This window comes from Rhodoferax sp. LB1P47 (assembly GCF_056521445.1).
In genome coordinates this window covers 134,609-148,529 of sequence record NZ_JBWMAU010000008.1, presented here as the reverse complement: position 1 = coordinate 148,529, position 13,921 = coordinate 134,609, and the positions used below count along the sequence as shown (strand labels likewise).

Sequence of the window (13,921 nt, the reverse complement as noted above, 5' to 3'; positions counted from 1 at the left end):
TTTTAGTCCCATTTTGGGATTAATCTCAACCCCACACCCCCGGCACCACCCCGCGCACGCCGGTGCGCAGCACAAACGCAGATCCGGCCAGCGGCTGCTGGGCCAGCTGCTCATCAGACAAACCCACGCGGGCGCTGGTCACCAGCATCAAATCCAGGTTCTCGCCGCCAAACGCCACATTGGTGATCTGGCTGGCGGGCAGGTTGATGCGTTGCAGCTCGTCACCGGCCAAATTGAAGCGGCGCAGGCAGCTGCCGCCCCAAAACGCGACCCAGACATGGCCTTCGGCGTCGAAGGTCATACCGTCGGGCTCGCCGTCTTCGGGGGCGAAGGTTTTCCAGAGGGATTTTTCGGTCAGTTGGCCGTCGGCGCTGAGCCGGTAGCGGTAAATGCTGCGCAGCAGGCTGTCGGTGTGCAGCAGAACTGTGCTGTCGGCTGAAATGGCGGGGCCGTTGGCAATGTGGATGTTTGTCTCCACCACTTCAACGCGGCCATCGGGGTGCAGGCAGGCGAGCTGGCCCAGGGGCTGCTGGGGGTTGGTGTGGTGCATGGAGCCAGCCCAGATGCGGCCACCGGCATCGGCTTTGGCATCGTTCAGGCGCAGGCCGGATTGATCGGGGTGCGGGGAGCCTAGGCGCTCGATCTTCAGCTCCGGCTCCAGCGTGAGGCGCACAAAGCCGGACTGGAACCCGGCGATGAAACCTTGGCCGTCGGCGCACGGCACCAGCCAGCCAACCATCTCGGGCATGGGCCAGCTTTGGCGAACGTCGGTGGCGGGTTGCCAGCTGTGCACGGCCTGGCCGAGGATGTCTACGAAGAAAAACCGGCTGCTGGCGGCGTGCCACAGCGTGCCCTCGCCGAGTTGCAGGGTGGCGGGCCAGATGGGGGTGGCGGTGCAGGGTAAAGGCATGTTTGCTATTGTTTTATTTTTAAAAATGAGAGCTGCTTGTGCAGGCTCAATGAGCGCTTGCGGGCTTTTTCGGCATGAAAAAATGGCTTAAAACTTAAAACCGTCACCGTAGCATGCACCGTGCGTACCTGCCCGCCCCTCACCCCAGCCCTCTCCCCGAAGGGGCGAGGGAGCAAGTCCGGGTCAGGTCCAACCGGCGTCCACCACAAAATCTTGCGCGGTGACCATGCTGCTGTCGTCGGCCGCCAAGAACAGCGCCATGTTGGCCACGTCTGCACCGACTATGCGGCCGGGCAGGCACTGGTTGTCGTCCATCATGCGCTCGCCCTCGGCATCCACCCACTGGGTGAGCTGCTTCTCGGTCATGATCCAGCCGGGGGTCAGGGTGTTGACGCGGATGCTGTCCGGGCCCAGGTCGCGGGCCAGGCTGCGGGTCAGGCCCACGGTGGCGGACTTGCAGGTGCCGTACACGGGATAGCCCTTGCCCTTGATCATCCAGCTGATGGAGCCCAGGTTGACGATGGCCCCACCGCCCCGGCGGCGCATGCCGGGCACCACGGCCTGGGCCGCAAAGAAGGCGGGCCGCAGGTTGATGGAGACGCGCCAGTCGAAGTCTTCCGGGGTCACGTCCATCAGGTCGTGGCGCTGGTCGTTGGCCACGTTGTTGACCAGCACGCTGATGTCACCGTGCGCTGCTGCCGCCTGGGCAATGGCGGCTTGCAGGGCGGCCACGTCGCTGGCTTCGCTTTGCAAAAACAATGGTGTGGGGCCGACTGCGCTGGCCGCTGCCAACACCTCGGCGGCGGATGCGGCGTTACGGCCGGTAAAGGCCACCTTGGCACCCTGGCGGGCAAATCCGATCACGATGTCGGCACCGATACCGGAGCTGCCGCCGGTGATGAACACGCTGCGGCCCTCCAGGCTGGGGTAGTTTGCGGTTTTCATCAAAATCCTTAGTGTGAATCGCGGGGTACGGCGTCGCCACGGCAGCCGACCAAAAAGTCCAGGTCGGCACCCTGGTCGGCTTGCAGTACATGGCGGTGGTACAGGCGCACGTAGCCAGAGGGCGGCTCGGGCGGGGCCACCCAGGCCAGGCGGCGGCGGGCGAGTTCTTCGTCGCTCACATGCAGGTGCAGGCCACGGCCGGCCACGTCCAGCTCGATCTCGTCGCCGTCTTGCACCAGGGCCAGCGGGCCACCGGCAGCGGCTTCGGGGGCCACGTGCAGCACCACGGTGCCAAAGGCGGTGCCGCTCATGCGGGCATCCGAGATGCGTACCATGTCGGTCACGCCCTGTTGCAGCAGCTTGGGCGGCAGGCCCATATTGCCGACCTCGGCCATGCCGGGGTAGCCCTTGGGGCCGCAGTTCTTCAGCACCATTACGCTGTTGGCGTCGATGTCCAGGTCCGGGTCCATGATGCGTTCTTTGTAGTGCTCGATGTTCTCGAACACCACGGCCTTGCCCCGGTGCTGCAACAGCTTGGCGGTGGCGGCCGACGGCTTGATCACCGCGCCCTGCGGGGCCAGGTTGCCGCGCAGCACGGCCAGGCCGCCCTGCTCTACCAGCGGCTGGCTTAAGGGGCGGATCACCTTGTCGTTAAAGCACTCGGCGTGTTCGACGTTTTGCGCCTGGGTACGGTTGTTGACGGTGATGGCATCGCCGTGCAGCAGGCCGGCTTCCAGCAGGCGCTTCATCACCACCGGCAGGCCACCGGCGTAGTAGAAGTCTTCCATCAGGTATTCGCCCGACGGCATCAGATTCACGATGGTGGGGATGTCGCGGCCCAGGCGGTCCCAGTCGTCCAGCGACAGTGGCACGCCCATGCGGCCGGCGATGGCAATCAGGTGGATCACGGCATTGGTGGAGCCGCCAATGGCCCCGCAAACGCGGATGGCGTTTTCAAAGGCTTCGCGGGTCAGCACGTGGGACAAACGCATGTCGCGCTCGACCATGTCCACAATCATGCGGCCCGAGCGCTGCGCCAATTCCAGGCGGCGCGAATCCACGGCGGGAATCGCCGCGTTGGTGGGCAGGGACACGCCCAGCGCCTCGACCATGCTGGCCATCGTGCTGGCGGTGCCCATGGTCATGCAGACCCCGGCGGAGCGGGACATGCAGCTCTCGGCTTTCATGAACTGCGGCAGGGTCATGGTGCCCGCCTGCACGGCTTCCGAAAACTTCCACACGTGGGTGCCCGAGCCAATGGGCTCGCCCCGGTAGTTGCCGTTCAGCATCGCGCCGCCCGACACCACCAGCGTGGGCAGATCGACGCTGGCCGCACCCATCAGGGTGGCAGGGGTGGTTTTGTCGCAGCCCGCCAGCAGCACCACGCCATCCAGCGGGTGGGCGCGGATGGCTTCTTCCACGTCCATGCTGGCCAGGTTGCGGTACAGCATGGCGGTGGGGCGCATCAGGGTTTCGCCCAGCGAGGACACCGGGAATTCGACCGCGATGCCACCGGCCTGCAGCACGCCGTGCTTCACGCGTTCGGCGAGCTGGCGGAAATGCTGGTTGCAGGGGGTGAGCTCGCTCCAGGTGTTGCAGATGCCGATGACCGGGCGGCCATCGAAGCTGTCGTCGGGCAGGCCTTCGCTTTTCATCCAGCTGCGGTGGATGAAGTTGTCTTTGCTGGTGCCGCCAAACCAGTGTTGGGAACGGCGTTTTTTGGGGGCTTCGTTGCTCATAGGAATGATTGGGCGGTCTTAGATGGGTTGGCGCTATCGTGGATTTAACGTAGATTTAATAAATCATACAAATAAGCCGCGATTTTAGCCCTAGGAAAAACCCTTTATCCGACGCTACGCAGGCAGAACATCCGTCAACAGGTCCGCCCGCTGCATCAAATCGCGGGTATCCGACAGCATCACCGACATGCGGTGTAGCGCCCGCTGCGCATCGCCCTCGCGAATGGCATCCAGCACCTTGCGGTGGTCGGGCAGCGCGTCTTTAAAGTCCCCGGCCTGGCGCGCCGTGATGCCCAAAAGCGACTCCAGCGCACTGCCAATAATGGCGGCCAGCGGCACCAGCAAGGGGTTGTTGGTGGCCTGCAAAACGGCACTGTGAAAGGCCAGGTCGGCCAGCACCCAGGCATTCACATCGGCGGCGCTCGCCATAGATTGAAAGGCCAACTCCAACGCCTCCAGCTGGGCGGGGCTGCGGTTGCGGGCGGCCAGGGCGGCGGCGGCGGGTTCGATGATTTCGCGCATCTCGGTCAGGTGGCGCAAGAACTGTGCATCCGGCCCGGTGGCGCAACGCCAGGCCAGCACATCGGGGTCGAGCATGTTCCAGCTGGCCTGCGGGCGCACCCAGGTGCCCACGCGGGGGCGTGACTCCAGCAAGCCCTTGGCGGCCAGCACCTTGATGGCCTCACGCAGGGCGGTGCGACTGACATCCAGCGTGCGGCACAGCTCCTCTTCGTTGGGCAGCAGCTTGCCCGCCGGATAGGCCCCACCCAGCACGCCATGCCCCAGCGCCTTGACCACCTGCCCATGCAGATTGCGCCCCGCATACATGGCCGAGGTGTTTTGGATAACCGGTGATTTCATTGCAAAAAGCTCCTGGCATACACATGCCGCAACCCATAATAAATCATACAATCTAGAAAAAACAGAGGGACACTACCGCATGGAAAACACCCACACCCCGTGGATTGGCGTGGACTGGGGCACCACCCACCGCCGGGCGTACACATTAGACCCCACAGGCCACTGCGCCCTTGAGGCCAGTGACGACCAGGGCGCACTCACCACCCGGGGGCGGCACGCAGAGTCGCTGGCCGCATGGCTGCCCACACTGGGAGCCACCGCAGACAGCCCGGTGGTGATGTCCGGCATGGTGGGCAGCGCCTTTGGCTGGCAGGAAGCCCCGTACCTCGGGCCGGATGTGCCACTGGAGGCACTGCCCCACAACTTGGTAGCCGTCACCGGCCAGCCGCAGCGCTTTATCGTGCCCGGCTATTGCGTGCGTGGTGTGGCGGATCAGCCCGACGTGATGCGCGGTGAAGAAACCCAGCTGCTGGGCGCGGTGGCAATGGGCCTGCGCGACGGCTGGTTTGTGCTACCCGGCACGCACAGCAAATGGGTGCTGTTGAAAGATGGCCGCATCCAGCAACTGCGAACCTACATGACGGGCGAGCTGTTTGCCCTGCTGTCTACCCACGGCACGCTGGCGGCTGCGGCACAGCCCCCGGGTGCAGAGCCGCTGTGGAGCCAACCCGCCTTTGCCGATGGCGTGGCCGCCGGCAGGCCCGGCGCGTTGGCGCACCAGCTGTTTGCCTGCCGCGCCCGCGTAGTCACCGGCAGCATGCCCGCCGCCCAGGCCCAGGCGTATTTAAGCGGCCTGCTGATCGGCAGCGAACTGCAAGATGTGCTGCAAGACCTGGGGCAAGCGCAATTCCATTTGATTGGCTCACCCGCTCTGGCCGAGGCCTACGTAGCCGCCGCCCGGCAGCTGGGCAGCGCGCTCACGCTTTTGTCGCCACGCGAAGTCATCTTGAGCGGCTTTCGTTTCATCCAACAACACAAGGTTTAGCCATGCACGCCCCCGCCCTCCCCTTGGTCGCCATCTTGCGCGGCCTGGACGTTAACTCTGCCGCCGCCGTGGGCCAGGCCCTGTTTGATGCGGGTTTTCGCATCCTGGAAGTGCCGCTGAACCGCCCCGGCGCGTTGGAATGCATCGCCATTCTGGCCAGCATCGCCCCGTCCGACGCGCTGGTGGGCGCAGGCACGGTGCTCAACGTGGCCGATGTGGACGCGGTGCACGCCGCCGGTGGCGGGCTCATCGTGTCGCCCAACTGCAACCCCGCCGTCATCCACCGCAGCGTGGCCACCGGCCTGTTCAGCGCCCCCGGCATCGTGACCCCCAGCGAAGCCTTCTGTGCACTCGACGCCGGTGCCCACGCGCTGAAGATATTCCCTGCCGAGCAGGTCGGCACGGCGGGCCTGAAGGCTTTGCTGTCGGTACTGCCCAGCGGCACCCCCATCTGGCCGGTAGGCGGCATCACGCCCGAGAGCATGGCGGGCTGGGTGAAAGCGGGGGCCACCGGATTCGGTATTGGCGGCCAGCTGTATGCGCCGGGTACGCCTGCCGACCAGGTGCGGGCGCGGGCAGCGGGGTTTGTGGCGGCTTGGGCGGCTTGCCAGGCGGGGTGATTTGCTATTGAATAAATAGCTTGTTACGCTTACAGAATATGGGCTAGAGCCTTAAAAGCCTGCAAAAACATCCACCTACAACTGTTGCGGTGGAGCAAACCACTGCCCCCAGCATTTAACGCTCCCGTTGCGCAAGCGGGCACAGGTCGCCTGGTCTTTGGCGCGCACTTCCACGACATCACGCTCCAAGCCTGGCACGGTGATGGGAATTTCTGTATCGGGCTGGTTGTTGCCCAGGCCCAATTGCCCCCCTCCGTTCAAGCCCCAGCAACGCAGCTCACCGCCGCCCAAGATGGCGCAGGCGTGGCCACGGCCCGCAGCAATACCTACAGCACCGGATTCCAAGCCCGCAACCGTGGTGGGAATTTCCACACTGCCAAAATCACGTATTTTCGCGCCGGGGTCGTCTCCCCAGCATTTCACAGCGCCCGACACGATGGCGCAGGTAAAGTCATCTGTCGCAGCCACTGCACTGACACCGCTCGTGAGCCCCGCCACTTGGCGCGGGGTGCTGCTGTCGGTGGTGCTGCCATCGCCCAGTTGTCCGTCTGAGTTGAGGCCCCAGCATTGCAGCGCGTCTTGCGCCGTAATGGCGCAGGTGTGGTGCCCGCCTGCCACCACGGCCTTGTTACCCGTGCCCATGGCAGCCACCACTGTGGGTGGATTGGTTCGGTTCAGCCCGGTGCCACCCGTGAAGCCTAGTTGGCCCACCACATTGGAGCCCCAGCAGTAAATCGTGCCACCTGTTTCTACAGCGCAGGTATGGGAATTGCCGGCAGTAATCGAAGTGGCTGTGCCTATCGTGCTGACGGCAACTGGCAACGCCGAATGTACCGGGATAGAGAGCGCCTTCGCTCTGCCCAACTCCTGTTCTTCGTCGATACCCCAGCACAGTACAGCACCCGCAACGGTGATGGCGCAGGTGTGGGCGCTACCGGCGCTGACTGCCGCGATGCCCAGGGCAAACGTGGTCACGCCATCGCCTTGCAGTCCGAGGTTCAAAGCCACCGGCACTGGCGAATTGATTGCAAACGCATAGACATCCGCTGTCTCGCCATTTCCAAGCTGGCCCACATTGTTAATGCCCCAGCAACGCAGGCCACCCGTGGCGGTGATGGCGCAGCCGTAGTCAAACCCTATGTCCAAGGACTGCAACGTGGTCACCGTGGTGGTGGTGGTGGACACCACACCACGCTGGGTAGTGGACTGGTGCTGTTGGTCGGTCACGGTCAGTTGCACGGTGTACGTGCCTGCGGCTGCGTAGGCGTGTACCACCGTGGCCCCTGTACCGGTGGTGCCGTCGCCAAAGTCCCAGCTGTAGGTGGATATAGGGGCATCACCCGCTATGCTGCCGGTGGCATCAAAGGTCTTGGTCAAGCCGCTGCCTGTGACGACCATGCTCACCAGTGGGCCGCTGGGCAGGTTCAAGCAGCCACTGAGCTGGATGGGCGCACGGGCCACGGCAATGGTGTCCACACGCTCACGCAGGGAGCCATCAGGCGGTGTCAGGCGCAGCTTGACTGCGCTGTCAATGGGCACCAAAAATAGGAAACCAGGGTTGCTTGAGGCCACCGTGGTGGTACCCACTAAATTACCCCCCACAAAGGCGCTGACGATGCCGTAGGTCTGGCGAAAGCCGCCCCAGCCCTGCACGCAACCGCGCAGTTCTACCATGCGGTCTTCTACCACCAAGGGGGGCATCACCACGTCTACCCCCTCCACCGTGGCAGCGACCGACGTGTCTGGCAAACCCCGGTGGGTGCCGCTTTGCACCAGCTTGGCGCTGATGTCGCCCATGAATTTGGGCATGCGGGTGCGGTAGCTGCCGTCGGCATCGATGGGCACGGTGAAGTTCACTATGTCCGTATGGAATTGAACGTGGTAACCACTCAGCGAACCACTGTTGACGGTGACTTGGCCACGTATTTCGACACTGTCACGCGCCACCAGGCAGCGTGCGATGGGCTCGGTAGTGCCGGCAACGGCAGGGGTGCTTTGCACCACGCTATCAACGGGTTGACCAAGAATGTTGTAGAGCGTAAGCCGCACCCGCGAATTGATGCGCACAAACACGGTGCGGTTGTTGCCGAAGTTACCGCCGTTGTAGTCAATACCTACCGCATGCACGACAGCAGGCACGATGCAGCGCGAGCCGCTGGCATCAAAGCCGTAGTCGATGGTGGCCCGGGTCAGGGGTTGGTCTGCGTTCCAAGTGCTGAAGTGGCTGACCGTGCCCTCGTAGTACTTGTCTCCGGTGGAGGGGTCGGTTTGCAGCGTGGCCGTACCTTCTTGCACCCACAGCCCGGTGGTCTCGTTCAGGTGGTACAGCGGGAAGTTGGCGGGCAGCGTGGCCCCGGCGGCGGGGGTGGCGGGGGTGGCGGGGATGCGGATGGCCGCAGTCTGGCCACTGGCCAGGTTCAGGGGTGCGCCGCTGGCATCGGTGAAGTTGACACTCAAAGCGCCCAGCGATTCAATCGGTGTGCCAGAGGCTGAGTCCACCATCACACCGGGCATGAAGCCGATGTCTTTGCTGGGGTCAATGGGGGTGAGCGCCACCGTGGCACTGCCCGAGAGAGTCTGGCCGTCGGTGCGCACCAGGCTGCTGGCCGCCAACTCCACCCGCGCACTGGAGCCCGGAACGCGCAGTACGGCGGCCTGTGTTGCATCAAAACTTTGCGTGGAAGCCACGGGCAGCAACACCACCCGCGCCGCAAACGCCGCGTTGTGGGCAGCATCGCCCGCTGCACGCACCATGGGCATGAAGCCAGACTTTTCAACCCGGATCACCGCCGGGGTATCTACAGACAAGGTCAGCGTAAACCGGCCGTCCGCGCCCGTGTTCACCGCCACACCATTGGCTCCATCCGCACTGGCGGCCACTACTTTCACACTGGCACCGGCGAGAGGGATGCCCTGGTCGTCCACCACCGTGCCTTGCGCGGCTAGGGTGGTGGCTTCAGCGCCCGGCGCGGCGCTGTCGCCACCGCCTCCGCAGGCACTGAGCAGCAAGGCAATAAGGCATGCCCAAAGCCAGGACATGAAGCGATCAAGGCGGTGCGCGTGTTGCATGGTGTGATCCCGGAATGTGTGGCGGTTAACGGTAGGTACATTGTTCGTGGGGTGGCGCTGCGCAGCAATTCGCCCAAGTGCGTAGGGCGCATTCAGACCCCTACGCACTTGTGCGTAGAGAAGCTCACGTGGGAAGAGGCTGTCAGACCTGCGCAGTGACTGGGTTGCGGATGGCGTGCCGGGCTAGGTTATATGCTATTGAATAAATAGCTGCCTGCGCAATTGGAATATGCGTTACAGACCTAAAACGCTAAAATTTAACCGACCCACCAGCGCCGCAATGGGTGCGCTGGCGCACAGATGCTGAACGCACAACGGGGCATGATGGAGCCACACCATCCGCAGGAGATCCATATGGCAACAGCCCCGACGGCCCCCCCTCCGCTGAAAGACCCCGTGTGCGGCATGAACGTCACCGCGCAGTCTCCACACGCTATCCAACACGCTGGCAGCAGCTATTACTTTTGCAGCGCAGCCTGCAAAGCCAAATTCGCCGCCCACCCAGCCCAGTACCTGGCAGCCACCGAGGCTGCGCATACGCATGCGCCGCCGCCCCCCGTGGGCAGCATCTACACCTGCCCGATGCATGCCGAAATCCGGCAAGACCACCCCGGCAATTGCCCAAAGTGCGGCATGGCGCTGGAGCCCGAAATGCCCCGCCTGGACACCGCAGACAACCCCGAGCTGGTGGACTTTCGCCGTCGCTTCTGGTGGACATTGCCCCTGAGCGCCGTGGTCATGGTGCTGGCCATGTGGGGGCACCAGTTGCAGTGGTTTGACATGCAGGTGCAAAGCTGGATTGAACTGGCGCTGAGCTTGCCCGTGGTGCTGTGGGCGGGCGGGCCGTTTTTTGTGCGGGGCGCGCAGTCGGTGCGCAACCGTAGCCCGAATATGTGGACGCTGATTAGCCTGGGCACGGGTGCGGCCTTCATCTACAGCCTGGTGGCGACGGTGGCACCGCAGGTTTTCCCGGCATCGTTCATGGCAATGGGGCGGGTGGCGGTGTATTTTGAAGCGGCGGCGGTGGTTATTACGCTCACGCTGCTGGGGCAGATACTGGAGCTCACCGCCCGCTCACAGACCTCGGCAGCCATCAAATCCTTGCTGGGATTGGCCCCTAAAACAGCGCGCCGCATCGCCGACGATGGCCTTGAAGAAGACATCCCCTTGACCCATGTGCATGTGGGCGACCGCATGCGGGTGCGCCCCGGGGAAAAGGTGCCGGTAGATGGATTGGTACTGGAGGGTGAAAGCGCGGTAGACGAATCCATGCTCACGGGCGAGCCCATGCCCATCACCAAGCGCAGCGGCGACAAGCTGATCGGTGCCACCTTGAACACCACCGGCGCGCTCACCATGCGGGCCGAGCAGGTGGGCGCGACCACCATGCTGTCGCAGATCGTGCAGATGGTGGTGCAGGCACAGCGCTCCAAAGCCCCGATGCAGCGCATGGCAGACACGGTGGCGGGCTACTTTGTGCTGGCGGTGGTGTCGGTTGCGCTGCTGACCTGGTTGGCGTGGGGCATATTTGGCCCGGAGCAAGGCTGGGTCTACGGCCTGATTAACGCGGTGGCGGTGCTCATCATTGCCTGCCCGTGTGCCTTGGGGCTGGCTACGCCGATGTCCATCATGGTGGCGACCGGGCGCGGTGCCAGCCAGGGCGTGTTGTTCCGCGATGCCGCTGCGATCGAAAATTTCCGCAAGATAGACACCTTGATCGTGGACAAAACCGGCACGCTGACCGAAGGCAAGCCGGTTTTTAACCGCGCCATCCCCGTCGGCAACTACACAGAAGATGCCGTGCTACAGCTAGCCGCCAGCCTGGACCAGGGCAGCGAACACCCCTTGGCCAACGCCATCGTGCAAGCGGCCCGAGCGCGCGGGCTGGCGCTGGAAAAAGTAGACGCATTTGAATCCGCCAGCGGCATTGGCGTACAGGGGACGGTAGGCGGCAAAAAACTGGCGCTGGGCAACACCGCGCTGATGGCGCACAGCAAGGTTTCCGTGGCCGACCTGACCGCGCGTTCTGAGAGCCTGCGTGCCGAAGGCGCCAGCGTGGTGTATTTGGCGGTGGACGGCCAACTCGCCGGGCTGCTGGCGGTATCAGACCCCATCAAACCCAGCACGGCCGCCGCCCTGGCCGAACTCAAAGCCACCGGCATGCGCATCATCATGGCCACGGGCGACGGCCTGACCACCGCCCAGGCGGTGGCCAACACACTGGGGATTACCGAAGTGCATGGCGAAGTCACGCCCGCTGACAAATTGGCGCTGGTTGCGCAACTGCAAAAAGAAGGCCGCATGGTGGCGATGGCCGGAGATGGCATCAACGATGCGCCCGCGCTAGCCAAGGCCGACGTGGGCATCGCGATGGGCACCGGCACCGACGTGGCGATGCACAGCGCCCAGGTCACCTTGGTCAAGGGCGATTTGCGGGGCATTGCCACTGCACGGGCGCTGTCAAACGCCACCATTGCCAATATGCAGCAGAACCTGGCGTTTGCATTTTTCTACAACGCATTGGGCGTGCCCTTGGCGGCGGGGGTGCTGTACCCCTTCACGGGCTGGCTGTTGTCGCCGATGGTGGCCGCACTGGCCATGAGCCTCAGCTCCGTATCGGTCGTCGGCAATGCGCTGCGCTTGCGCCGGGTGGCACTTAAAACGGAATTGCCGCCTACGCAGGAATGACGGCGGTTTGGGTTAGGTTAGTTTTCAACAGCCCCCGCAGGCACCACCAAAAACACCCTGGCGCTGCGCCGACTGGCGCACCCAGTAGCCCAGGTTGCAGCTTTTGTGTGCGCTGTGCAACTGGCTAACCCCCGCCCCGCCCAAAAACTGCCGCCCGTCCGCCGAGAACACGCCGAACTCGTGGTCGGTGCCCACTGCGCGCCCGGCATGTCAGAGTTCAGTCTTCACCGTGACAGGACAATATGACACTTCTCTTTTTAAAGAACCATTGATAATAAAATAAAAAAGAACTATCATTAGCCAATGGATGGGGAAACCAACCATAACTAAACCATGCAACTACTTGGCCTCATCAAGCTTGACGATTTCAAGCGCACACACGCTGATGCACGTGGGCCACTTAACGCTTGGCGCATAGAAGCCGAGCGGGTCCAATGGACTAGCCCGCAGGATATTAAGAGCCGATACCCAAGCGCCAGCTTCCTAGCGGACAACAAAGTTATTTTTAACATTAAAGGCAATACCTACCGATTGGTCATCAAGGCCAAGTACCAAAACGGCGTGGTCTTGATCGAGTGGGTCGGCACACATGCCGCGTACGACAAGCTGAAGTTTTAAGCAGGACTCGGCAAATGGAAGGAAAGAATATGAAGCAACGGGTGAAAGTGATCAAAACGCAGCGTGATTACGATGCGGCGATCGTTCGTCTGTCAGCGCTGATGGATGAAGACATGGTGCCGGGTTCCAGCAATGAGGCAGAGCTGGAATTGCTGGCTCTGGTGATTGAGTCTTACGAGCGCAGCAAAGTCGAGCCCGTGGTGCCCGATCCGATAGAAGCCATTTTGTTTCGCATGGACCAGTTGGGGCTCAAGAAGGTGGACATGGTGCCTTACATGGGGTCGCTACCAAAGGTATCGGAAGTGTTGGCACGCAAGCGCCCACTCAACTTGGCAACGATCCGCAAGCTGCATCAAGGCTTGGGTATCCCAGCAGATGTTCTGCTGACCGCAACCGATGATGCGGTTAACCTGTCCGAAGGCGTTCCTTACGACGAAAAAAAGTTTCCTATGAAGGAGATGTTCGAACGCGGCTACTTCAAGGGCTTTCTAAGCACGCTTCGAGAAGTCCGCGAGAACGGCGAAGAATCGATTCGCTTCTTCATGCGCGGCTTCAACATACTTCCAACCCAACAAGCACGGCTGCGTGCGCCAATGCATCAGAGTGGTAGCCGGCTGATGGATGACTATGCCTTGCTAACCTGGCATGTTGCTGTGCTCAAAAAGGCGCGCCAAATCAAGTTCAAGTCGGCGTACGTGAAGGGCAGCTTGACCGATGAACGCCTGAAAGAATTGGCACGCCTGTCTCGCTTCGAACAAGGCCCTCGTCTGGCTCAAGAGTTCTTGGCCGATATGGGCATCGCCCTGGTGTTCGAGAGCCACTTCAACAAGACCTATCTTGATGGTGCCGCCATGTTCGATGGAGATCGTCCGGTGGTGGCGTTAACACTGCGACACAACCGGCTTGATAACTTCTGGTTCGCCTTACTGCACGAGCTAGTGCACATCAAAAAAGACCACTTAAGGCCTGATCGTTCCTTCATTGCAGACAACCTTGAAGACAAAATTCATCAACAGTCCCAAGAGGAACGCGAGGCAGACGACGGGGCCCGAGAAATCCTGATTCCACAAACCGAATGGTTGGCATCAGATTTAACCAGCTCACCCACGATGGATGCCGCGATAGCGTTGGCTGACAAGCTCCGCATCCACCCCACCATCGTGGCCGGGCGCGTACGTTTTGAATCCGGCAACTGGCGCTTGCTCAGCAGCATCAAAGCTGAGGTCCGCTGCCAGTTTCTCGATCAACTTGAGGAGCACACGCAACCTAGTTGATTAGCAAAGAAAAAGGCCCCGGAGTACTAGAACACTCAAGGGCCTTTGGTGAGGTGAATAGGGGTCTACCAAAAAACCACCCATGCACAACACGTCTTGGAGAAGACGGCGGATCTTATCAGTTCGCAGTGCACGGGCATACATGAAAACCCCTCCATTCTTCATAAAGGAGTTGGCATGGCCTACACCCGGTTGATCGTGAGCCCGCTTCA

Annotated in this window: 11 protein-coding genes; 5 read left to right on the top strand and 6 right to left on the bottom strand. The window is 62.4% G+C overall.

The genetic code is table 11. From position 1 onward, the window contains the following. Nucleotides 1-25 precede the first annotated feature (25 nt). The 4 genes from AC0969_RS11410 to AC0969_RS11395 all read right to left on the bottom strand — a co-directional run bounded on the left by AC0969_RS11410 (nt 26) and on the right by AC0969_RS11395 (nt 4,455). A complete protein-coding gene (locus tag AC0969_RS11410; protein ID WP_479624262.1) occupies nt 26-910 on the bottom strand; it encodes an SMP-30/gluconolactonase/LRE family protein in 885 nt (294 codons plus the stop codon). Nucleotides 911-1,093: 183 nt separating this feature from the next. Further along, entirely contained in the window at nt 1,094-1,855 is a 762-nt protein-coding gene (locus tag AC0969_RS11405) for an SDR family NAD(P)-dependent oxidoreductase (protein ID WP_479624261.1), read from the bottom strand. Nucleotides 1,856-1,863: 8 nt separating this feature from the next. Then, nucleotides 1,864-3,594 (bottom strand): IlvD/Edd family dehydratase, encoded by a 1,731-nt coding sequence (locus AC0969_RS11400; RefSeq protein ID WP_479624260.1) that lies wholly within the window; start codon nt 3,592-3,594, stop codon nt 1,864-1,866. 114 nt (nt 3,595-3,708) lie between these two features. Next, nucleotides 3,709-4,455: a FadR/GntR family transcriptional regulator gene (locus AC0969_RS11395; protein WP_479624259.1), complete on the bottom strand. Its 747-nt coding sequence runs from the start codon at nt 4,453-4,455 to the stop codon at nt 3,709-3,711. Nucleotides 4,456-4,534: 79 nt separating this feature from the next. Between AC0969_RS11395 and AC0969_RS11390 the strand changes: the two genes are divergently transcribed. Continuing rightward, nucleotides 4,535-5,440, top strand: a complete 906-nt coding sequence (locus AC0969_RS11390; protein WP_479624258.1) for a 2-dehydro-3-deoxygalactonokinase — start codon at nt 4,535-4,537, stop codon at nt 5,438-5,440. 2 nt (nt 5,441-5,442) lie between these two features. Continuing rightward, nucleotides 5,443-6,060, top strand: coding sequence for a 2-dehydro-3-deoxy-6-phosphogalactonate aldolase (locus AC0969_RS11385; RefSeq protein ID WP_479624257.1), 618 nt, complete (start codon nt 5,443-5,445; stop codon nt 6,058-6,060). 75 nt (nt 6,061-6,135) lie between these two features. Here the strand turns inward: AC0969_RS11385 and AC0969_RS11380 are convergent, their stop codons facing one another. After that, nucleotides 6,136-9,129, bottom strand: coding sequence for a PKD domain-containing protein (locus tag AC0969_RS11380; RefSeq protein ID WP_479624256.1), 2,994 nt, complete (start codon nt 9,127-9,129; stop codon nt 6,136-6,138). 354 nt (nt 9,130-9,483) lie between these two features. Here AC0969_RS11380 and AC0969_RS11375 point away from each other — a divergent pair, with 354 nt between their 5' ends. After that, entirely contained in the window at nt 9,484-11,817 is a 2,334-nt protein-coding gene (locus tag AC0969_RS11375; RefSeq protein WP_479624255.1) for a heavy metal translocating P-type ATPase, read from the top strand. Nucleotides 11,818-11,841: 24 nt separating this feature from the next. On the opposite strand, the gene AC0969_RS11370 is transcribed toward AC0969_RS11375, so the two are convergent. After that, nucleotides 11,842-12,012: a GNAT family N-acetyltransferase gene (locus AC0969_RS11370; RefSeq protein ID WP_479624254.1), complete on the bottom strand. Its 171-nt coding sequence runs from the start codon at nt 12,010-12,012 to the stop codon at nt 11,842-11,844. Nucleotides 12,013-12,150: 138 nt separating this feature from the next. Between AC0969_RS11370 and AC0969_RS11365 the strand changes: the two genes are divergently transcribed. Next, complete coding sequence (locus AC0969_RS11365; protein WP_479624253.1) at nt 12,151-12,435, top strand: type II toxin-antitoxin system HigB family toxin; 285 nt, start codon at nt 12,151-12,153, stop codon at nt 12,433-12,435. 29 nt (nt 12,436-12,464) lie between these two features. Further along, nucleotides 12,465-13,709 carry an ImmA/IrrE family metallo-endopeptidase gene (locus AC0969_RS11360; RefSeq protein ID WP_479624252.1) on the top strand — a complete coding sequence of 415 codons (1,245 nt, stop codon included), beginning with the start codon at nt 12,465-12,467 and terminating at the stop codon, nt 13,707-13,709. Nucleotides 13,710-13,921: the final 212 nt, after the last annotated feature.